General features: G+C 73.0%; 21 protein-coding genes and 1 pseudogene. 13 read left to right on the top strand and 9 right to left on the bottom strand.

Features of this window, described 5'->3' with window-relative positions:
- Positions 1-54: 54 nt before the first annotated feature.
- From ACIBAG_RS01480 to ACIBAG_RS01470, 3 genes are read left to right on the top strand one after another with little or no spacing between them, the layout of a single operon-like run.
- Positions 55-1074: a glycosyltransferase family 9 protein gene (locus tag ACIBAG_RS01480; RefSeq protein ID WP_399099669.1), complete on the top strand. Its 1020-nt coding sequence runs from the start codon at positions 55-57 to the stop codon at positions 1072-1074.
- Positions 1043-1987, top strand: coding sequence for a glycosyltransferase family 2 protein (locus ACIBAG_RS01475; protein WP_399099667.1), 945 nt, complete (start codon positions 1043-1045; stop codon positions 1985-1987). The genes ACIBAG_RS01480 and ACIBAG_RS01475 overlap by 32 nt, the downstream gene beginning before the upstream one ends.
- Positions 1984-2907, top strand: coding sequence for a glycosyltransferase family 2 protein (locus ACIBAG_RS01470; protein ID WP_399099665.1), 924 nt, complete (start codon positions 1984-1986; stop codon positions 2905-2907). Before ACIBAG_RS01475 ends, ACIBAG_RS01470 begins: the two co-directional genes overlap by 4 nt.
- A gap of 17 nt (positions 2908-2924) precedes the next feature.
- On the opposite strand, the gene ACIBAG_RS01465 is transcribed toward ACIBAG_RS01470, so the two are convergent.
- Positions 2925-3098, bottom strand: coding sequence for a hypothetical protein (locus ACIBAG_RS01465; protein WP_399099663.1), 174 nt, complete (start codon positions 3096-3098; stop codon positions 2925-2927).
- A gap of 315 nt (positions 3099-3413) precedes the next feature.
- Between ACIBAG_RS01465 and ACIBAG_RS01460 the strand changes: the two genes are divergently transcribed.
- Together ACIBAG_RS01460 and ACIBAG_RS01455 are read left to right on the top strand one after the other, a co-directional pair.
- Positions 3414-4631: a polysaccharide pyruvyl transferase family protein gene (locus tag ACIBAG_RS01460; RefSeq protein WP_399099661.1), complete on the top strand. Its 1218-nt coding sequence runs from the start codon at positions 3414-3416 to the stop codon at positions 4629-4631.
- A gap of 28 nt (positions 4632-4659) precedes the next feature.
- Positions 4660-6111, top strand: a complete 1452-nt coding sequence (locus ACIBAG_RS01455) for an FAD-dependent oxidoreductase (RefSeq protein WP_399099659.1) — start codon at positions 4660-4662, stop codon at positions 6109-6111.
- Between the two features lie 122 nt (positions 6112-6233).
- Here ACIBAG_RS01455 and ACIBAG_RS01450 read toward each other — a convergent pair whose 3' ends face one another.
- The gene (locus tag ACIBAG_RS01450) at positions 6234-7763 is read right to left on the bottom strand and encodes a right-handed parallel beta-helix repeat-containing protein (protein ID WP_399099657.1); all 1530 of its coding nucleotides are present in this window, start codon (positions 7761-7763) and stop codon (positions 6234-6236) included.
- A gap of 178 nt (positions 7764-7941) precedes the next feature.
- On the opposite strand from ACIBAG_RS01450, the gene ACIBAG_RS01445 reads away from it, so the two are divergent.
- The gene (locus tag ACIBAG_RS01445) at positions 7942-8721 is read left to right on the top strand and encodes an SDR family NAD(P)-dependent oxidoreductase (protein WP_399099655.1); all 780 of its coding nucleotides are present in this window, start codon (positions 7942-7944) and stop codon (positions 8719-8721) included.
- A gap of 19 nt (positions 8722-8740) precedes the next feature.
- Here ACIBAG_RS01445 and ACIBAG_RS01440 read toward each other — a convergent pair whose 3' ends face one another.
- Entirely contained in the window at positions 8741-9313 is a 573-nt protein-coding gene (locus ACIBAG_RS01440) for a GNAT family N-acetyltransferase (RefSeq protein WP_399099653.1), read from the bottom strand.
- Between the two features lie 109 nt (positions 9314-9422).
- Here ACIBAG_RS01440 and ACIBAG_RS01435 point away from each other — a divergent pair, with 109 nt between their 5' ends.
- Complete coding sequence (locus ACIBAG_RS01435; protein ID WP_399099651.1) at positions 9423-10442, top strand: RNA polymerase sigma factor RpoD/SigA; 1020 nt, start codon at positions 9423-9425, stop codon at positions 10440-10442.
- A gap of 38 nt (positions 10443-10480) precedes the next feature.
- On the opposite strand, the gene ACIBAG_RS01430 is transcribed toward ACIBAG_RS01435, so the two are convergent.
- Entirely contained in the window at positions 10481-11134 is a 654-nt protein-coding gene (locus ACIBAG_RS01430; RefSeq protein WP_399099649.1) for a phosphoribosyltransferase, read from the bottom strand.
- A gap of 197 nt (positions 11135-11331) precedes the next feature.
- On the opposite strand from ACIBAG_RS01430, the gene ACIBAG_RS01425 reads away from it, so the two are divergent.
- From ACIBAG_RS01425 to ACIBAG_RS01415, 3 genes are all read left to right on the top strand, one after another.
- On the top strand, positions 11332-11730 hold the full coding sequence (locus tag ACIBAG_RS01425; RefSeq protein WP_399099647.1) for an SseB family protein: 399 nt from the start codon (positions 11332-11334) through the stop codon (positions 11728-11730).
- Between the two features lie 243 nt (positions 11731-11973).
- Positions 11974-12864 (top strand): SDR family oxidoreductase, encoded by an 891-nt coding sequence (locus tag ACIBAG_RS01420; protein ID WP_399099645.1) that lies wholly within the window; start codon positions 11974-11976, stop codon positions 12862-12864.
- Positions 12865-13181: 317 nt separating this feature from the next.
- Positions 13182-13634, top strand: a complete 453-nt coding sequence (locus ACIBAG_RS01415; RefSeq protein WP_399099643.1) for a YbhB/YbcL family Raf kinase inhibitor-like protein — start codon at positions 13182-13184, stop codon at positions 13632-13634.
- Here ACIBAG_RS01415 and ACIBAG_RS01410 read toward each other — a convergent pair.
- Positions 13622-14545 (bottom strand): polysaccharide pyruvyl transferase family protein, encoded by a 924-nt coding sequence (locus ACIBAG_RS01410; protein WP_399099641.1) that lies wholly within the window; start codon positions 14543-14545, stop codon positions 13622-13624. The genes ACIBAG_RS01415 and ACIBAG_RS01410 overlap by 13 nt on opposite strands.
- A gap of 133 nt (positions 14546-14678) precedes the next feature.
- Between ACIBAG_RS01410 and ACIBAG_RS01405 the strand changes: the two genes are divergently transcribed.
- Both ACIBAG_RS01405 and ACIBAG_RS01400 read left to right on the top strand, forming a co-directional pair.
- Positions 14679-14918 (top strand): hypothetical protein, encoded by a 240-nt coding sequence (locus ACIBAG_RS01405; RefSeq protein WP_399099639.1) that lies wholly within the window; start codon positions 14679-14681, stop codon positions 14916-14918.
- A gap of 122 nt (positions 14919-15040) precedes the next feature.
- A complete protein-coding gene (locus ACIBAG_RS01400; RefSeq protein ID WP_399099637.1) occupies positions 15041-15373 on the top strand; it encodes a hypothetical protein in 333 nt (110 codons plus the stop codon).
- A 166-nt stretch (positions 15374-15539) separates the two neighbouring features.
- Here the strand turns inward: ACIBAG_RS01400 and ACIBAG_RS01395 are convergent.
- Positions 15540-15791, bottom strand: a pseudogene (locus tag ACIBAG_RS01395) (hypothetical protein); the annotation flags it as partial.
- Positions 15792-16002: 211 nt separating this feature from the next.
- Here ACIBAG_RS01395 and ACIBAG_RS01390 point away from each other — a divergent pair.
- Positions 16003-16644, top strand: a complete 642-nt coding sequence (locus tag ACIBAG_RS01390; RefSeq protein WP_399099635.1) for a phosphoribosyltransferase — start codon at positions 16003-16005, stop codon at positions 16642-16644.
- On the opposite strand, the gene ACIBAG_RS01385 is transcribed toward ACIBAG_RS01390, so the two are convergent.
- Genes ACIBAG_RS01385 through ACIBAG_RS01375 form a run of 3 tightly spaced genes read right to left on the bottom strand, consistent with a single transcriptional unit; the run spans position 16599 to position 18413 of the window.
- The gene (locus ACIBAG_RS01385; protein WP_399099633.1) at positions 16599-17057 is read right to left on the bottom strand and encodes a hypothetical protein; all 459 of its coding nucleotides are present in this window, start codon (positions 17055-17057) and stop codon (positions 16599-16601) included. The two genes, ACIBAG_RS01390 and ACIBAG_RS01385, sit on opposite strands and share 46 nt — an antisense overlap.
- The gene (locus tag ACIBAG_RS01380; protein ID WP_399099631.1) at positions 17041-17277 is read right to left on the bottom strand and encodes a hypothetical protein; all 237 of its coding nucleotides are present in this window, start codon (positions 17275-17277) and stop codon (positions 17041-17043) included. The genes ACIBAG_RS01385 and ACIBAG_RS01380 overlap by 17 nt, the downstream gene beginning before the upstream one ends.
- Positions 17274-18413 carry a CapA family protein gene (locus tag ACIBAG_RS01375; protein WP_399099629.1) on the bottom strand — a complete coding sequence of 380 codons (1140 nt, stop codon included), beginning with the start codon at positions 18411-18413 and terminating at the stop codon, positions 17274-17276. Before ACIBAG_RS01375 ends, ACIBAG_RS01380 begins: the two co-directional genes overlap by 4 nt.
- Positions 18414-18506 lie beyond the last annotated feature (93 nt).

Genomic DNA, 18506 nt, shown 5'->3' with positions numbered 1-18506 from the left:
CCGAGCGGACGCAGGCCACGGTGCACGATCCGTGTCGAGCCGAAGGAGGCGACGGTGAGCGATCCGCCCGAGCGGCGCCGCGTGCTGGTGCTGCGGGCGCTTGGCCTCGGCGATCTGCTGGCCGGTGTGCCCGCTCTGCGAGGCGTCCGGCGGGCCTTCGCCCAAGATCACGTCGTACTGGCGCTGCCGCCCGCACTCCGCGAGGCGGCCCTGGCCACCGGAGCCGTCGACCGAGTCCTGGCGGCCGAGGCGCCGGGCCGTGCCGTGCCGGCCCTGGACCACTGGACCGGGCCGCCGCCCGACATCGCCATCGACCTGCACGGCAACGGACCCGAGAGCCGCGACGCCCTGGCCGCCCTCGAACCGCGTCGGCTGCTGGCGTACGCCGAACCGGATGAAGGCCGCGTCCGGCCCCTTGTGTGGCGGCCGGAGGAGCACGAGCGTGAGCGGTGGTGCCGCTTCCTCGGGGCCTACGGCATCCCCGCGGACCCCGACGACGTACGGCTGCCCCCGCCCGCCACGCCCTCCCCGGCGCCGCGCGCCGTCGTCGTCCATCCGGGTGCGGAGTCCGCCTCTCGCCGCTGGCCGGCCGAGCGGTACGCCGTTGTCGTACGGCGGCTGCGAGCCGTCGGCCGTCGCGTCGTCGTCAGCGGAGGGCCCATGGAGGACGCGCTGGTCGAGGACGTCGCCGAACGCGCCGGTCTGCCGCCGGGAGACCTGCTGCGCGGCGGACTGCCGTTCGGGGCGCTGTCGGCGCTCGTCGCCCAGGCCGCGCTCCTGATCAGCGGGGACACCGGCCTGGCGCATCTCGCGGTGGCCCACGGCACGCCGTCCGTGACGCTCTTCGGCCCGGTCTCTCCGCGGCAGTGGGGGCCACCGCGCGCCGAGCGTCACATCGCTCTGTGGAAGCCCGGTCCGCCGGGCGATCCCCACGGCGACGTCCCCGACCCGCAACTGCTGCGGATCGGGGACGAAGAGGTCGCCACCGCCGCGCTGAGACTGCTGCAAGCCGTTCGCCCGACCGCGCAGCCACGGGAAGGAGATGACGTTCGTGGCACATCAGTCCGCTCTTGACGCGCCGCCGGTTCCCGCGGACGGCCCCGACGGGCGTGTCACGGTCGCGGTGATCACCCGCGACCGCCCCGCGAGCGTGCTGCGCACCCTGGACGCCCTGGCCGCCCTGCCCGAGCGGCCCCATGTGATCGTCGTGGACAACGGGTCGGACGACGCGACCTGCGCCGCCGTGCACCGGCATCCCGCGGCGGTCCGGCTCCTCAGGCCCCATGAGAACACCGGTGCCCTCGGCCGCAATCTCGCCGTGCGGCACGCGGACACCCCCTACGTCGCCTTCAGCGACGACGACTCCTGGTGGACCCCCGGTGCGCTGCGGCAGGCGGCCGACCTGCTCGACGCGCATCCCCGCCTCGGCCTGCTGGCCGCCCGCACACTCGTCGGCCCCGACCGGGCCGAGGATCCGCTCAACGCCGTGCTCGCCGCCTCGCCGCTGCCGGACGAGCCCGACCTTCCCGGCCGTCCGGTGCTCGGCTTCCTGGGCTGCGCCTGCGTGGTGCGCCGGGACGCCTTCCTCAAGACGGGCGGCTACCATCCGCTGCTCTTCTTCGGCGGCGAGGAGACCCTGCTCGCCTACGACATGACGGCCGCCGGCTGGGGGGTGACGTACGAACCCTCCCTGACGGCCCGTCACCTTCCCGAGCCCGGCGGCCGCGACGGCCGCAGCCATCTGGTGCGGCGCAACGCGGTGCTGACCCTGTGGCTGCGCCGGCCCCTCCCGGTGGCCCTGCGAGCCAGCGCGCGCCTCGCGGCCTCGGCCGTCGCCGGTGAGCCCGGCGCCCGCCGGGCGTTGCGCGAAGTGCTCGAACGGTGGCCCGCCGCCGTCGCCCGGCGCCGGTGCCTGCCGACCAGCGTCGAGCACGCGGCCCGGTTGCTGGACGCGGACACCCCCGAGCGGGGAGGCAGGCCGTCATGAGCGAGCGTGACACGGCGCCCGCCGGGCCGGACGGCCGTACGACCGTCGTGGTGATCACCCACAACCGGCGCGCGGAACTCCTGCACACCCTCCGGCGCCTGCGGGAGCTGCCCGAGCGGCCCCAGGTCATCGTCACCGACAACGCCTCCACCGACGCAACCGCCGAAGCGGTCCGGCGCGACTTCCCCGACATCGTGCTGCTGCGGCCCGGCCGCAACCTGGGCGCGATCGGACGCAACCTCGCGGTGCGCCGGGTCCGCACCCGCTATGTGGCCTTCTGCGACGACGACACCTGGTGGGAACCCGGCAGCCTGCGGCGGGCGGCGGACCTGCTCGACGAGCGGCCGCGACTCGCGGCGGTCACCGCCCGCATCCTCGTGGAGCCGGACGGCACGGAGGATCCCGTCGTACCGGAACTCAGGGAATCCCCCCTGACCGGGCCCGACTGGCTGCCCGGGCCCGCCCTGGGCTCCTTCCTCGCGGCCGCCACCGTGATGCGCACCGACGCCTTCCGGGCCGGGGGCGGCTTCCACCCGGGCCTGTGGCTGGGCGGCGAGGAGGAACTCCTGGCCACCGATCTGCAGCGGCAGGGCTGGTGGCTGAGCTACGCCGAGGAACTGACGGTTCATCACCGGGCCTCGGTGCTGAGGGACAGCACGGCACGCAGGATCGTGGGGCTGCGCAACACGCTCTGGTTCACCTGGCTGCGCCGCCCGCTGCTGCCGGCCCTGCGGCAGACGGCCCACCTGATGGCCACGGTCCCGCACGACGTGGCCTCCGCCCGGGCCTTCGCCCGCGCGGCGGCCGGCCTGCCCTGGGTGCTGCGGCAACGCGACCCGGTGCCGCCGGAGATCGAGGGCAGGCTGACCGCGCTGCAGCGCGCCCGGCGTTCGTCACCCGCCCGCAGGTACGTCGGGTGACGGCGGTGCCGACGCCTTCAGGCCTCCTTGCCGGGGCCGCCGACGTCCTGGGTGGTTTCGGGGGTGTCGTCGCGCTCGCCCTCCGCCTGGGAGGGCGTCGTGTACTCCGGAGCGGGGTGTTGGGCCCAAGGGGTCTCGGCGTCCTCGCGCTCGCCCTCGGCCTGCGACGGTGTGTGGTGGCTCACGCTCATCGTGGTCCCTCCTGCGCACGGGACGGTCGGCCGGCCCTCCTCGGGGCGGGGGAGGGACCCGGCATGTCGAGCGCAGGACCGGGTACCCCGTCGCCCACCGGTGACACGGTGCCGCCCGCAGGCATTGCCGCCGCACGGCGGGTACCCGTCAGGCCGGGCACGGCGCGGCGGTGGAAAGGCCGGGCGGGGCGCGAGCACCCATACTGTCCCTACGGACGGGCACAGCCCTCGGCCCGTATACCGCTGCCGTGCCGGACCGGCGGCCACCGGAGAGCCACGTGGGTACCGCCCGCCTCCTTCGAACGGGAGTTCCGGATGACGATCAACCAGCACCCGTCGCCCCTCACGCAGGATCTGCGGATCGGCCTGCTCGGCTCGTACGGCGGCTGCAACATGGGTGACGAAGCGATTCTGATGTGTGTGCTGAGCTGCCTGCGCGCCCACCGGCCGCAGGCCCGGCTCGTGGTCTTCAGCCGCAACTCCGACCACACCCGAAGCCATCAGCCCGAGGCCGACGAGGTGGTCGACTGGGAGGGCGTCCCGCAACGGCCCGTCCTCGACGTCCTCGCGGGACTCGACCTGCTCGTGCTCGGCGGTGGCGGAATCCTGTACGACGGGGAGGCGCGGCGCTACCTGCGGCTGGTGAAGGCGGCTCACGAGCGCGGCGTGCCCACCTTCGCCTACGCGATCGGCGCGGGTCCCCTGCGTGACGCGGACGACCGGGAGGCGGTGCGCACCGTGCTGCCGGAGATGACCGATGTCGTGGTACGCGACGAGGAGTCACGGCTCGTCCTGGAGGAGGTCGGCGTCGAGCGTGACCTCACCGTCACCGCCGACCCGGCGCTCACGCTCACCCCGGAACCCTTCACCGAGGACATGATGCGGCGCGAGAGTCTCCCGACCGGTGGCCGGCTGGTCGGGATGTCCGTGCGCGAACCCGGCCGGGCCGCGGAGAAGCTCGACGAGGACGGCTACCACGCGCTGCTCGCCGACGTCGCCGACTTCCTCGCCCGCCGCCTGGACGCACAGGTGGTCTTCGTGCCCATGGAACGCCAGGACGTCCGGCACGCCCACGGTGTGCTGTCCCGGATGAGCGCCCCGGACCGGGGCCGCATCCTGAACAACTCCTACAGCCCCGGCGAGATCCTCGGCTTCATGAGCCACCTGGACATGGTCGTCGGCATGCGCCTGCACGTCGTGATCTTCGCCGCGCTCGCCGGCCTGCCCGTCCTGCCGCTGCCGTACTCCGGCAAGGTCTTCGACTTCGCCCGCCGCACCGGGGCACCGGCGCTGGTCGGGGTGGCGCGGGAACAGGCCGGGCTGCTGCTCGCCGAGGTGGACCGGCTCTGGGACGAGTTCCCGCAGCGGCAGGGCGACCTCAGGGCCCGGGTACGGGAACTGCAGGGCCTGGCCCGGGAGACCTGCGCCCGCTGCGGAGGCCTCCTGGACTCCATCGACGGCGGCGCGCGCGACGAGCGGCGGACCGAGGACGCCCAGCTGATCCTGAGCCGGGCTCCCGGACAGCCGACCTGAGGGACGACACCCGCCGACGGGAGAAGCGATGCCGATCCTGGAACCTCCTCGCCCCGCGCGCACCGTCACCCTGCCACCACGGGCGGCCCGCCACGGCGGCCGCACCGACGTCCTGGTCGTCGGCGGTGGCCCGGCCGGCACCGCGGCCGCCTACGCGGCGGCCGACGCCGGCGCCGACGTCGTCCTCGTGGAGCGCTACGGCTTCCTCGGCGGCAACGCCACGGCGGCACTGGTGATGCCGCTGATGTCGTTCCACAACGAGCAGAAACAGGCCGTGTTCGACGAGGCCGGACACGACACCCGGCTGCTGCCCACGGACCACGGCGAGGGCGACCCGGTGGTGGCCGGATTCCTCTGGCTCCTGCTGGACCGGCTCACCGCACGCGGCGGCTGCATCCCGCCGTCCCCCGACACCGGCTACACCGTGCCCTTCGACCCGGAGATCTACAAACTCGTGCTCCTGGACCTGATGGACCAGGCGGGCGTGCGCATGCTCTTCCACTCCTTCGCCTCCACCGCGCTGCCCCTCGACGACGGCTGGCGGGTCGTCTTCGAGACCAAGTCGGGCCCGGTGGTGATAGACGCCGGTGTCGTCGTCGACGGCACGGGGGACGGCGACATCGCCGCCGCCTGCGGGGCGCCGTACGAGATCGGGAGGCCCGAGGACGGGCTCGTGCAGCCGATGACCCTGATGTTCCGCGTCGTCGACTTCCTGCAACCGCACTTCTCCGAGTACGTCAGCGAGCATCCCGACCAGTGGCGGGGCGTGCACGGCCTGTGGGACCTCGTCCAGGAGGCCACCGAGGCCGGCGAACTGCGCCTGCCCCGCGAGGACATCCTGTTCTTCGGCACCCCGCACCCCCGCGAGGTCAGCGTCAACAGCACCCGGGTCACCCGGGCCCTCGGCACCGACGTCTGGGACCTCAGCCGCGCCGAGTACGTCGCGCGCCGCCAGATGGAGCAGATCGACCGCTTCCTGCGCCGCAAGGTGCCGGGCTTCAAGAAGTCGTACGTGGCACAGAGCGGCGTGCAGATCGGCGTACGGGAGACCCGCCGCATCCTCGGCGACTACCACCTCACCGGCCACGACATCCTCGCGGCGCGCTCCTTCCCGGACGCCGTCGCACACGGCGCCTACCCCGTCGACATCCACAACCCGAGGGGCAGCGGCACCGTCCTCAAACGTGTCCCGCGCGGGCACTTCTACGACATCCCCATGCGCTGCCTGCTGCCCCGGGACACCGACCGCCTGCTCGTCGCCGGGCGCTGCATCTCCGGCTCGCACGTGGCGCACTCGTCCTACCGGGTCATGCCCATCTCCATGGCGACCGGCCAGGCGGCCGGGGTCTGCGCCGCCCTGTCCGTCCGCCTCGGCCGCAGTCCGCGTGAGGTGCCTTACCACTTGGTCCAGCGCGCGCTACGGCGCCAGGGCGCCCACTTGCGCCTCGAACCCCGGGAGCCCATACCGCACCGCCGCTGACGTGCGAAGGTGCGGTTGTGCGACGCCCTCAGGGGGCGCGCGGCTGTATCGATGTGCGGCTCCGCCGCGCGGGCGCGACCAGCCAAGACGCGGCCGCAGTCGCACGACGACAGACGTGGCACCTACGTATCGCGGTACTTCGTCCACCGACCGCCGTCCATGATCAAGAAGCCCTGCGTCTGAGTCCCGGGCCGCTGGTCGTCCCAGGCCCGGTTGTCACTCACCTGCGCTCCCGTGACCGCTGCGGCGATCGTGATCCCGGCACGCGGACCGGAGGAATTCGGCAGCCTGTACACCGAGCCCGCCGCAGGGGTGCCGTCCGTCCAGGCCGTGCCCGCACCCGGGCGCACGGGGGCCAGGCCCAGTCGGTTCGATGTGTTGAAGGTGACCAGCGCGCACTGGCCGCCCACCGACAGCCGCTTGCCCCGGTGCCCGTCCGGCGGCCAGTCGGCGTTCTCGTCGGTCAGGGACAGACTCGTGAAGTGCACGCCCTCGCCACCGCCGGAGGCCGTCGGCGCGGCGCGCCGGCCGTTGTCGCGGATCCGGTTGCCCATGATCGCCGGGTCCCGCAGACCGGCGTCGACACGGATGCCGTCGAGGGCGTTGTCCCGGATGTCGTTGGACTCCAGCACCAGGTCCGTGACCGGCTCCTGGTCGCCGCCGGCGAGATTGTGCTCCCAGTAGCCGTAGCGGCCGTTGTTGCTGACGCGGTTGCCGCGGAAGGCGTAGGGGCCGGGCGTGTTGCCGAACCCGATGCCGTCGCGCACGTTCCCGTCGATCACGCAGCCGGTGACGATGCCGCCGCGTCCGCCGACGCCCGCGGTGCCCTGGGAGGACACGTCGTACCCGGCCTCGTGGTTGGCGACCATCGTCGAGGAGCTGACGATCAGCCCGTCGGCACCCCAGTCGGAGATGCCGAACCGGTTGTCCTCGGCGTGGCAGCCGGTGATGCGGATGCCCCGCGGCGGTGGCCACTCCTCCTGCTGCAACTCCACGAAGATGCCGTTGGTGCCGTTGCCGACGGCGGTGCACGCCGTCAGGGTCAGCCGTTCGACCATGCCCCAGCCGCCGATCCCGATCCCGAGACCGGCGCCGCCCATCCGGTCGCCGGGATCCTGCCGTCCGCAGCGGGCGGCCAGCACGCCCTCCACGACGGTGTCCTGCAGGAAGTCACAGCCGAAGCCGGTCGCCGGGGTGTCGTGGATGTACAGGTCGCTGAAGCGGCCGCGCAGCACGTACTGCAGCCCGAGCCCTTTGGCCAGGGGGTCGTACTCCCGCATCACCACGCCCGAGCCGTCGATCTCGAAGTGCGCGAAGGTGAGGTCCGCGAGGTGGTGGTCCGGGTCGGCGCCATGCAGCTGCGAGGTGAACCAGGCCAGCGGGACCGGTGTCGTCGGGGCGTCGGGATTGCACAGCACGAAGCAGGTGGCGCCCCGCCCGGCACCGATCAGCGACACACCGCTGCGCCATACGACGCCCTGGTCGCGGATCACATAGCGGCCGGGCGGCACGCGGATGACGCGCGGCCGGCCGTCCGCCTCACAGGCCGCCCCCAGCGTGTCCACCAGCTTCGCGAGCGCCGGTCGGTCATTGGTCGTGCCGTCGCCGACCAGACCGTGTTCCTGGGCGTCGACGGTCAACGGCATGGACATCGCGCCGCTCCTCTCTCAGCGGTGGGATCCGGGCGGTGGGGCTCCGCCGGTCCCGGGTACCGGGCATGCGCACGACCATGCGCGCTCCGGCCGGCCCGGTACGGCCCGGTACGGACGAGGCCCGGGCGCTGCCGCTGGGCGGGAGCGGCCTAGGCCGGACACGACCTAGGGTGCGGGCATGACGTCACAGAGGTATCTGTCGGACCTGTTCTCATTGGAAGGCCGTGTCGCCGTCGTGACCGGCGGTAGCTCCGGCATCGGCCGGGCCATCGCCGAGGCCCTCGCCCGCGCGGGTGCGAGTGTCGTGGTCGTGGCCCGTAAGGAGGCCGAACTGGCCGCGACGGTCGGCGAGCTGGAGGCCCACGGCTGCCGGGCCGCCTGGGTGAGCGCCGACCTGAGCACGCGCGACGGCGTGCGCGCGGCGGCCGAGGAGGCGGCCGGGGCGTTCGGCGAGCCCGACATCCTCGTCAACAGCGCCGGGATCAACCTGCGTCCCCCGATGGGCGAGCTGGGCGAGGACGTGTGGGACACCACGATGGCCGTGAACCTGGAGGCGCCCTACCTGCTGGGGCAGCGGTTCGGGCCCGGCATGGCAGGACGGGGCTTCGGGCGGATCATCCACATCACCTCCCAGCAGGCGCACCGGGCGTTCGTCCAGAGCGGCGCCTACGGGGTCTCCAAGGGCGCGCTGGAGTCGCTCGCCCGGTCCCAGGCCGAGGCCTGGTCGCCGTACGGTGTCACCTGCAACACGCTCGTGCCGGGGTTCGTCATGACGCCGCTCAACGCGCGCCTGTCGTCCGACCCCGAGAAGGTGGCCGCGCTGGCGGCACGGACGATGGTCGGGCGCAACGGCCTCGCCGAGGACTTCGCCGGTGCGGCCGTGTTCCTGGCGAGCCCTGCCGCCGCCTACGTCACTGGGCAGGCGATCTTCGTCGACGGCGGGTTCTCCGTTCACTGAACCCGCCGAGGAGGGTCCGTCAGCGCAGGTCGAGCCGCATCAGGATGCGTGGATGACCGGCGAGCACCGAGGTGGTGTCGGCGGCGTGGACGAACCCGGCGCGTTCGAAGTTCTTCCGGAGCCCGGCGTACGCCATCGTCAGGTCGACCCTGGCGGCACCGTTGTCGAGCGGGTACGCCTCGATCACCGGCGCCCCCTCGGCCCGGGCGAACTCGACCGCCCCGGCGATGAGGGCGTGGGTGATCCCCTGCTTCCGGTGGCCGGGGCGCACCCGGATGCACCACAGCGACCACACCGGCAGGTCGTCGACGTGCGGGATCTTGCGGTTGCGTGCGAAGGAGGTGGCCGAACGCGGCGCCACGGCGGCCCAGCCGACCGGCTCGTCCCCGTCGTAGGCGAGCACGCCCGGAGGGGGATCGGCGCGGCACAACTCGGCGACGTACTCGCCGCGGGCGGGCCCGCGCAACTCGTTGTTGAGCTTGGACGGGATCCGGTAGCTCAGGCACCAACAGACGTTCGCCGTGGGCGACTTCGGGCCGATCACCGCACGGACGTCTTCGAAGACCGAAGCCGGGCGAACTTCAATGGGCATGGGTCCACCATGGCACGCGGAAGGCTCGCTCGCGGTTCGCCGCGGACAGCTCGGGTACCCGGCGAGCACTGCACAGAGTGTGAAGCAACAGGGACGGAGGGCCGTGCGGATGCCTCCCCTGACACCGACCGCGGCGACTGATCCCAGGGTGAGCCGCCGTGCCGCCACCCGAACCGCACGCTCGCGCGGCCGGGTCCCCGAGCCCGACGAGGAACCGGATCTGCTCGGCCAGTACCTGGCCCAGATCGCGGCGACCCCCCTGCTCACCGCGCAGGACGAGACCCGGCTGGCCCAGCGCATCGAGACGGGGGTACGGGCGGTCCAGGAACTGCGGCAGGCCGACGCCGAGGCGCGTGACCTGCCGCCGGAGCGGCGCCGGGAACTGGACGCGGCCGCCCGGGACGGCCAGGCGGCCAAGGACCACATGATCCGCGCCAACCTCCGCCTCGTGGTGGCGATGGCCAAGCGGCACGCCCACCGCGGTGTGCCCCTGCTCGACGTCATCCAGGAGGGCAACCTCGGGCTGATCCGGGCCGTGGAGAAGTTCGACCACACCAAGGGCTTCAAGTTCTCGACCTACGCGGTCTGGTGGATCCGCCAGTCGATCGAACGCGGCCTGGCCCAGCAGGCCCGCGCCGTACGGCTGCCGATGCACGTCGTGGAGGAACTGCGCAAGCTCGCCAAGGCCGAACGGCGTCTGCGGCACGAGCTGGGGCGCGAGCCCACCGCCGAGGAGGTCGCCCGGGACAGCGGCTTCGCCGAGGAGCGCGTCGAATGGCTGCGCCGCGTCGGACGCCAGGAGGTCAGCCTGGACACGCCGGTCGACGAAACCGGTGAGACCGTGGTCGGTGACCTCATCCCCGACACCGAGGTGCTGCAGGCCGCGGACGTCGCCGAGTACCAGGCGCTCGCGGCGGACCTGAGGAAGGCCGTCGGCACGCTCGCGCCCCGCGAGGCCATGATCCTCAGCCTCCGTTACGGGCTGCACGACGGGGAACAGCGCACCCTCGAACAGGTCGCCCGGCACGTGGGCCTCACGCGTGAGCGCGTACGGCAGCTGGAGAAGCAGTCCCTGGAGCGGCTGCGGAAGCCGGAGACGGGGCAGCGCCTGTCGGCGTGGGCGAGCTGATGAGCCGAGCCCGCGTGTCACGCCGTCGAGCCCGCGTGTCACGCCGTGGCGTGGAACCTCTGCAGCGTGTCCGTGATCCTCGTGTCGGCGACCTGGCCGAAGTCCTCGTACCACTCGCCGACCGCGTGCAGCGACGGCGGCTGCTCCAGGCACACCACGTCGTCGCACTCGGGGCCGATGGCGGCCGTGGTCCGCGGGCTGCCGACGGGGACCGCCATGATCAGCCGGGCCGGGCCATGGCGGCGCAGGTACCGCAGCGCCGCCGTCGCGGTCAGGCCGGTCGCCAGGCCGTCGTCGACGAGGACGACCGTGCGGCCGTTGACGGACGGCATCGGGCGGCGGCCGCGGTAGACGTACTCGCGGCGGTGCAGTTCGTTGCGTTCGCGCGCCACGACGTCGCCCAGCCGGTCCTCGGACAGATGCATCATGGCCAGGCTCTGCCGGTCGTACAGCGGCGGATCGTCGGCGACGATGGCGCCGATCGCCGTGTGCGGCCGGATCGGGGTGCTGATCTCGCGGGCGACCAGCACGTCCAGCGGGGCGTGCAGAGCACCGGCCACCTCCGCGGCGACGGGAACGCCGCCGGGCGGCAGGGCCAGCACGAGCACATTGAGCAGGTCGCCGGAGTCGGCCCACTCGACCAGCCGCAGGGCGAGTTCCTGCCCGGCGTGGGTACGGTCACGGAACGGCACGGCTCTCCTCCCTCGACTTCGGCGCAGCCGCCGGGTTCCCGGCCCCCGCACGGCGAAACGCGGCACGGCCGCCACCCGGGGGCCGCCAGGCGCGCACATGAGAAACGCCGGATCGGGTACCCGAAGCGACCGGCGTATACCGCGAGAAGCAGGTGCGGACCGGAAGAACAGGCACGACAACGGTGACGGGACGAACCATGACCAACCCCCACTTCGAGAGCGATGCCTCCGCGACCCAGCAGGCCCTGCGCACGGTCGCCGAGAAGGGCGCGGACGAGAGCGCACTCAGCACGCTGGCGCACAGCGAGGTACTGGTGCCCACCGCGACGGACGCGATGGGGCCGGCTCCCACGGCGCTGACGCTTCCCGTGTTCGAGCAGGAGGACGGGACCGAACTGGTGCCGGTCTTCACCACGCGGGAACGCATGGAGCAGGCCATGCCGCGGATGCGGCGCCACCGCAGCGTGCTGCTCGGCGCCCTGGCCCACGACTGGCCCTCCGAGAACCTGTCCCTGATCATCGACGCCGGCACCCCCGAGCAGCTGGCGCTGACGGCACACGGCGTCAAGGCACTCCTGGACCGGGGCGACATCTGACACCCGGTGATCGGAACCTGGTGATCGAAACTCGGTGATCGAAACTCGGTGATCGAAACCCGGTGATCGCCCCGGCGATCGGAACCCGGCGACCGGAACCCGGTGGTCGACACCCGCGTTCGACATCCGGCGATCGAGCGGTGCGCGGCGGCGATGCGGCTGCGCCGGGGCCGCGGCTTTTCGTCCGGGGCACGGCGGGAACCCGGTCACGGCACGTGCCCGCCCAGCGTTCAGGAGGCCGTTGTGACCGACCCCCAGCACACCCGGCAGGACCCGACCACCCAGCATCCGCAGCCGGAATTCCCCGCACAGGACCAGCCCCACCCCGGTTGGACCGGCCCGATGGACCCGCCGCCCGATCACGGCGAGGAGAGCTACCGGGGCACCGGCCGGCTGGAGGGCCGCAGGACCGTCATCACCGGCGGCGACTCCGGTATTGGGCGGGCGGTGGCCCTGGCCTTCGCCCGGGAGGGCGCCGACGTGCTGTTCACCCACCTGCGGGAGGAGGCGGACGAGGCACGCGAGACGGCCCGGCTCGTCGAGGACGCCGGGCGCAAGGCGATCGCCGTCGCCTGTGACATCCGCGAGGAGGACAACTGCCGCGCCCTGATCGAGCGAGCGGTCGCGGAGTTCGGCGGCATCGACGTCCTGGTGAACAACGCCGCCTACCAGATGTCCCAGCCGGACGGCATCGAGGCGATCACCACCGAGCAGTTCGACCGCGTCATGCGCACCAACCTCTATGGCATGTTCTGGCTGACGAAGTTCGCCCTGCCGCACATGCCCAAGGGCGCCAGCGTCATCAACTCCACGTCGGTGCAGGCGTACAAGCCCAGTCCGCACCTGCTGGACTACGCCATGACGAAGGGCGCGATCGTGACCTTCACACAGGGGCTGGCCCAGATGGTCATCGACCGCGGAATCCGCGTCAACGCGGTGGCGCCCGGGCCGGTGTGGACGCCGCTGATCCCCGCGACGATGCCCGACACCGTCGAGTTCGGCAAACAGAGCCCACTGGGCCGGCCGGCCCAGCCCGCCGAGATGGCACCCGCGTACGTCTACCTCGCCTCCCAGGAGGCCAGCTTCGTCACCGCGGAGATCCTGAACGCGACGGGCGGGACACCCCTTCCGTAGAAGCCGGCGGTCCACCCACGGACGCACCGGGCACCTCGGTGCAGCGGCCGTCGGCGACCAGCGTCGCGAGGCGCCGTCCCCGGCGGGCAGAGCTGAACTCGGGTACGTCCATCTCGTGCGGCGGATCTCGGCCGCCCGCGCACCCGGGCAGCTCCAGCGGCTGCGCGCGGGTCCACTCGCCATCGGTGTCCCACGGCACGTCTCCCGGATCGGTTGTGCGCAACCCTGGTTCCCCGCCTGCCGGTCGGCTGACTCGCGGCCGGAACGCCTGCCCGGCGCCGTGTGTGGCCCGCGCCCGTGTGGGTACTGCGGCGCGCATGACCGGCATCGAACTCAACAGCTCCGCGTTCAACGATCACGCGATGATCCCGCGCCGATACGCCCTGGAGGGGGACAACGTCTCCCCGCCCCTGACCTGGTCCGGAGTCCCGGACGAGGCCGCGGAACTGGCCCTGCTGTGCGAGGACCCGGACGCCCCGTCGGGGACCTTCGTCCACTGGCTGGTGACCGGTATCGATCCGCACACGGACGGGGTGCCGGCGGGCAGGGCGGCCCCGGGCAGTCACCCGCACCAGAACGGCTACGGGGAGTCCGGGTGGGGCGGCCCCCAGCCGCCACGCGGCGACGACGCGCACCGGTACTTCTTCCGCCTCTACGCCCTCCCCGGCCCCGTCTCCATCCCGGAGGCGGCGACGGCCGACGAGGCACACCGGGTCCTGGACCAGCAGCAGTTGGCGAGCGGAACCCTCGTCGGGCTCTACCAACGCTGACGGTGATCCTGATCACCGGAAGGTGTGCAGAGCGCGTCGAGCAGCCCCTCCGTGCCGTCCCCGGGCGTTCCTTCGAGGAACTCCCGCTGACGGCTCCGGGCCGTTTCACGACCGCAGGTCAGGCACCAGTTCCACCAGCGGTCCAGCTCACCGGTGTCGAGCCGCTCTGCTGGGACGAGGGCCGGCCAGTGGCACGCGCGCGCCTGCGCGGTGACCTTGGCGCCGCCGACGACCGGATCGACGGCGAGTACCGGAGTCCCGGCGCGCAGCGCGAGCACGAGCCCGTGCAGGCGGTCGGTGACGACACAGTCCAACCGGGGCAGGACGGACTGGAACTGGTCGGCCGTCGTGTTCAGCCGCCAGTCACGGGAGTCGAGCCGCGTCTCCAGCTCGACCGGCGCGCAGTCCAGCCGGCCGAGCCAGCGTGTCACGGTGTCGGCGACCTCCTCGTGCCGGCGACGCCCGCCGTACTCCCGCTGGCCGTGCGTGAGGATCACCCCGACGACGGGGGAGGGGGCGATCTTGGAGGCGCTCGCGGAGAGGTCGCGCACCGGGGCTCCGCCGGGCGTGTCCCGGGCCAGGACGCGGTGGAATCCGGTGACGGCCGGATCCGCCGGGTCCACCACGGACGTGCCGACCGCGATGCGCCGGCACCGGGCGAACCGCCGGTGCAGCCGCGCCACCTGGGAGCCGTGCAGGGGACCGCACACGAACAGCAGATGCGAGTACGTCTCCGGGCGGACGTCCTCCAGGTGCAGCGCTTCAGGGAGGTATCCGGGACTCCACACCGTGTCATACGCGAGGCCCGCCCCGGCCAGCAGGTCCTGGACCCGCCTCAGGGCCAGCACATCACCGGCCGTGACCTCCCCGTCCTGGAAGCTGAACCACCCCGTGAGCAGGATCCTTCGCATTCGGTCACGCCTCGGTACCCGTGCGGTCATCGACGCCGCGAGTACCCGTGCCGCCGCGGGGCATGCGACCGACGAGAGGCAGCGGCCCGTACGCCGGGCTGCGTACAGGCCGGGCAGAGCGCATGGTGGTGGCATGAGCACGCGTCCCCCCGTGGTGGTGCTGCCGCCCGCGTCGGACGGCGGGCGTCAGGTGACCATCCACGGCAAGCCCGCGGGCACCGCGTACAGCCTGTTCGACGTGCTGGACCTGGTGCACCGAGCCGACCTGCCCGCCGAGGACCGGGCCATCGACGACCCCGAGCTGATCGAGTGGCGCGGCGGCGGTCCGTACGACTGGAACGAGGCCGGCACGTCCGACACGGCGGGCGGATGAGGGCAGGCGCCCCCGCGTGTCCCGGGCGCCACCCTCGTAAGTCCGAGGTTCCCGTCTGAGCGCCGCTGACCTTGACTTGGAGCAGCAACTCCGAACGGAACCACTACCTCACGGGGACACGCATGAACCGCAGGAAGAGCGTCTTCGCAGTCGGCCTGGCCACCACCGTCTCGGCCCTGGCCCTCACCGTCGGCGGCATGGCCGCCCCGGCGCAGGCGGCGGGCACCGTCGACTGCGACGGCCGGGTGCACCACAACAACCCGGACCACGGCATCGTGGGCTGCAAGAACAACAGCGACCGCACCGTCACCTTCCGGGCCGAGATCGTCTGCGGCCGCGCCCCGGACGTCTCCGGCCAGTGGGTGACCATCGCCCCCGGCCAGTACGACGAGTCGTCCGGCGTCTGCGCCTTCTACAGCTCGGGCGTCGGCAGCGTCGGCTGGACCATTGAGTAGGTCGATTCAGTAGTCCGATGCACCAGTCCGAATCACCAGGTCCGCTCAGTGGCTCCGGAAGCCCGGTGCCCGTTCCGGGTCCCGGATGGAACAGCGGGTGCAAGCTCTCCGGCGGTGCCAGGTAGGTGACCGGCAGCCCACGGGTGTCGACGACGATCTGATCGACGACGATGCCCGGGTCGACCATGAACAGCCGGAGCACATGCTCGCCGGGCTCGGTCACCGTCACCGCCGCGGTCAGCTGGTCGTCGAGCGCCAGGGCCAGCCGGCGGTGGCCGCGCTCGTCGAGGGAGGGTAGCCGGAAGACGGTGACCGGGAAGCGGCCGGCGCCTGCGAAGCGCACCCGGTACCCCAACTCCGGTGCCCTGTCGGCGAATTCGGCGGTCACCGGGGCAGCCGTCGAGGGCACCGCCTCCATGGCGCCGGTGTGCCGGCCCAGCCCGCGCAGCACACAAGGACAGGCCAGAAAGCGCTTGCTGACTCGTGGCCCTAGGACAGGCCCGTCCGACAGGTCGAGACCCGTGCGCCGCGCAGGACAGAGACCCGTGCGCCGCGCAAGACAGGCGAACCCCGTGGTGTGTCCGGGGCCGGTGGGCGGGGTACGCGGCCACGGACGGAAGGGGAGACCCATGCAGTTCCGAGACCGCGAGGAGGCCGGGCGGGAGCTGGCGGAGCAGCTGCGCATCCGGCACGACAAGGGCATCCTTCCGCACCCCGTCGTCCTCGCGCTGCCCCGGGGCGGTGTCGCGGTCGCCCGGGAGATCGCCCGGGAGCTGGACGCCCCGCTGGACGTGCTCGTCGTACGCAAGATCGGCGCACCGTTCCACGAGGAGTTCGGGGTCGGCGCGCTCGCGGGCGACGAGCCGCCGCTGCTCGACGAGGCGTCGCTGTACCGGCTGGGGCTGAGCGAGGCCGATCTGGCGCCGGTGGTCGAGCGGGAGCGGAAGGAGCTGCGGCGGCGCGAGGAGCGCTATCGGCAGGGCCGGCCCGCGCCGGAGCTGGGCGGCCGTACCGCCATCGTGGTCGACGACGGCGTCGCGACCGGCTCGACGGCACGCGTCGCACTGCGCGCCGTACGCAACCGGAACCCCGAGCGCCTGGTGCTGGCCGTGCCGGTCTGTGCGCCGGAGGCGGCCGAGGAACTGCGCCGGGAGGTCGACGAGTTCGTCTGCCTGCACGAGCCGAGGCTGTTCAGCGCGGTCGGCGAGTGGTACCAGGATTTCGGTCAGCTGACCGACGCCGATGTGCTGGAGGCGCTGCGCGGCGAATGAGATCCGGCGCGGACCGCTCCGGGCAGCCGCAGCGAGTAGGTGCGGCCCTCGACGCCCCACTCACCGGCCGGCGGCGTGAGCCCGGCGTCGATCGCCCGAATGCTGGGCCACCCGATGTGGGCGTACACCAGGCGCCGCACCCCGTGCCGTATGGCCTCCTCGGCCACGGCGTGCACATCGGCGTGACCGCCGACGCCGCCCCGGAACCGTATCGGCCGGTTCCAGGCGGCGGCCTCGGCGAACATCAGATCCGCCCCGGCGGCCCAAGCCGGGAACTCCCAGAACTCCGGTGCCCACACCACGAGCAGCTCACCGGCCTCGACGCGATAGCCGTACGCCGCGTGCGAGGTGTGCACCACGGGACGGCAGCGCACCCGCACCTCGCCGAGGTCCAGGTCACCGGCACGTATCACGACGCCTCGCCCGGCCGCGCTCGCGCAGTGGCGACCGCAGCTCCGCCTGCTCGTCGGTGACCAGCCAGGCGGCCGGCCGCCCCGGTGGCGGTTCGGCGCCGGGGCCGCCGTCGAAGGCGACGCGGTGCCCCGTGCAGCGCAGCAGCAGTCCGGCCGGGGCGAAACGGGGCGAGTTCATCGCGCCGACGCCCAGCAGGGTCAGCCGGAGCCGGCGGTTCACGGGGTGGCTCCGGTCGTGTGCTGGGTCAGGGTGAGCGCGCCTTCCGCGTCGAGGGCGAGGTGGGCGCCGTAGCTGATGCGGTCGAGGGTGGCCTGCAGCCAGGCGCGGTCCTCGGGCGGCGCCGGTTCCAGACGCATACGGCGGGCGAGCAGGGGCGACATGCGCAGGCCGGTGAGCGCGCCCGTGTCCGCCGCCACCGTCACGAAGTAGGCGATGCGCAGGTCGTCGCGGTACGCCTCATAGCCCGGGATCCCCTCGTAGTCGTCGACGAAGTCGCCGCAGCCGTGCAGGATCAGCCGGTTCCGGTAGACCTCGACCGGGCGGGGGTGGTGCGAGGAGTGGCCGTGGACGACGTCGGCTCCGCCGTCCACCAGGGCGTGCGCGAAGCGGCGTTGGTCGCGCGGGACGAGGTAACCCCAGTTGGAGCCCCAGTGCACGGACACCACCACGATGTCGCCGGCCCGCTTCACCTGCCGTATGTGCCGCACCGCGGCGGCGGCCGTGGCGGGCGACAGCTCGGGCACGTAGGCGACACCGGGCCGGTCCGCCCTCGCCGCCCAGCCCGCGGGGATGCCGCTGTTGCTCACACCCAGGGCGAAGACGAGCAGGCGGCCGCCGTGGGGGAGGGGGACCGCCACGGGCGCGTACGCCTCCTCGGCGCTCCGCCCCGCACCCGCCGTCCGCAGACCGGCACCGTGCAGCACGTCGAGCGTCTCCTCCAGGCCCGCGCGGCCGAAGTCCTGTACGTGGTTGTTGGCCAGGACGGTGACATCGGGCCGGGCCACCGTGAGGGCGGGCAGGTTGGCCGGATGCATGCGGTAGTGGACCGCCTTGCCGGGCTCGAAGGTGTCACTGCCCGTGACGGAGGTCTCCAGGTTGACGATCCGGACGTCCGGCGCGCTCGCCTCCAGCAGCCCGAGTGCCTCGCCCCACGGCCAGGACGGGTCGACAGGGGCGGGGATCGCACCGCTCACCGCCTCCGCCATGCTCACGTAGGAGCGGGCGTCCGTGACATAGCCCTCCCGCAGCGCCGGGTCGCCGGGCCGGGCCAGGATCTGGTCGACGCCGCGTCCGAGCATCACGTCGCCGCAGACGAACAGCGTGACCGTGCCGCCGGAGCCGCTGTGCCCCACCATCTCCGGATCTCCCGTTCCGTGGACCGGACTCGTTCCGCGTACCCATCGGACACGGGCCTGCACGCCCACGGGCCGCGCTCGCGTGCCGTCGGG

The sequence above is a fragment of the Streptomyces sp. NPDC051243 genome (assembly GCF_044455405.1).
GTDB lineage: Bacteria > Actinomycetota > Actinomycetes > Streptomycetales > Streptomycetaceae > Streptomyces.
Note: the sequence above shows the minus strand (reverse complement) of the source record. Positions and strands in the feature narration are given on the sequence as shown.

Coding starts and splice junctions, on each gene's coding strand:
- ACIBAG_RS01400 (WP_399099637.1), top strand. CDS start 15,041: ATGAACCGCAGGAAGAGCGTCTTCGCAGTCGGCCTGGCCACCACCGTC.
- ACIBAG_RS01405 (WP_399099639.1), top strand. CDS start 14,679: ATGAGCACGCGTCCCCCCGTGGTGGTGCTGCCGCCCGCGTCGGACGGC.
- ACIBAG_RS01475 (WP_399099667.1), top strand. CDS start 1,043: ATGACGTTCGTGGCACATCAGTCCGCTCTTGACGCGCCGCCGGTTCCC.
- ACIBAG_RS01470 (WP_399099665.1), top strand. CDS start 1,984: ATGAGCGAGCGTGACACGGCGCCCGCCGGGCCGGACGGCCGTACGACC.
- ACIBAG_RS01445 (WP_399099655.1), top strand. CDS start 7,942: ATGACGTCACAGAGGTATCTGTCGGACCTGTTCTCATTGGAAGGCCGT.
- ACIBAG_RS01425 (WP_399099647.1), top strand. CDS start 11,332: ATGACCAACCCCCACTTCGAGAGCGATGCCTCCGCGACCCAGCAGGCC.
- ACIBAG_RS01450 (WP_399099657.1), bottom strand. CDS start 7,763: ATGTCCATGCCGTTGACCGTCGACGCCCAGGAACACGGTCTGGTCGGC.
- ACIBAG_RS01455 (WP_399099659.1), top strand. CDS start 4,660: ATGCCGATCCTGGAACCTCCTCGCCCCGCGCGCACCGTCACCCTGCCA.
- ACIBAG_RS01460 (WP_399099661.1), top strand. CDS start 3,414: ATGACGATCAACCAGCACCCGTCGCCCCTCACGCAGGATCTGCGGATC.
- ACIBAG_RS01440 (WP_399099653.1), bottom strand. CDS start 9,313: ATGCCCATTGAAGTTCGCCCGGCTTCGGTCTTCGAAGACGTCCGTGCG.
- ACIBAG_RS01410 (WP_399099641.1), bottom strand. CDS start 14,545: ATGCGAAGGATCCTGCTCACGGGGTGGTTCAGCTTCCAGGACGGGGAG.
- ACIBAG_RS01390 (WP_399099635.1), top strand. CDS start 16,003: ATGCAGTTCCGAGACCGCGAGGAGGCCGGGCGGGAGCTGGCGGAGCAG.
- ACIBAG_RS01465 (WP_399099663.1), bottom strand. CDS start 3,098: ATGAGCGTGAGCCACCACACACCGTCGCAGGCCGAGGGCGAGCGCGAG.
- ACIBAG_RS01415 (WP_399099643.1), top strand. CDS start 13,182: ATGACCGGCATCGAACTCAACAGCTCCGCGTTCAACGATCACGCGATG.
- ACIBAG_RS01435 (WP_399099651.1), top strand. CDS start 9,423: ATGCCTCCCCTGACACCGACCGCGGCGACTGATCCCAGGGTGAGCCGC.
- ACIBAG_RS01375 (WP_399099629.1), bottom strand. CDS start 18,413: ATGGTGGGGCACAGCGGCTCCGGCGGCACGGTCACGCTGTTCGTCTGC.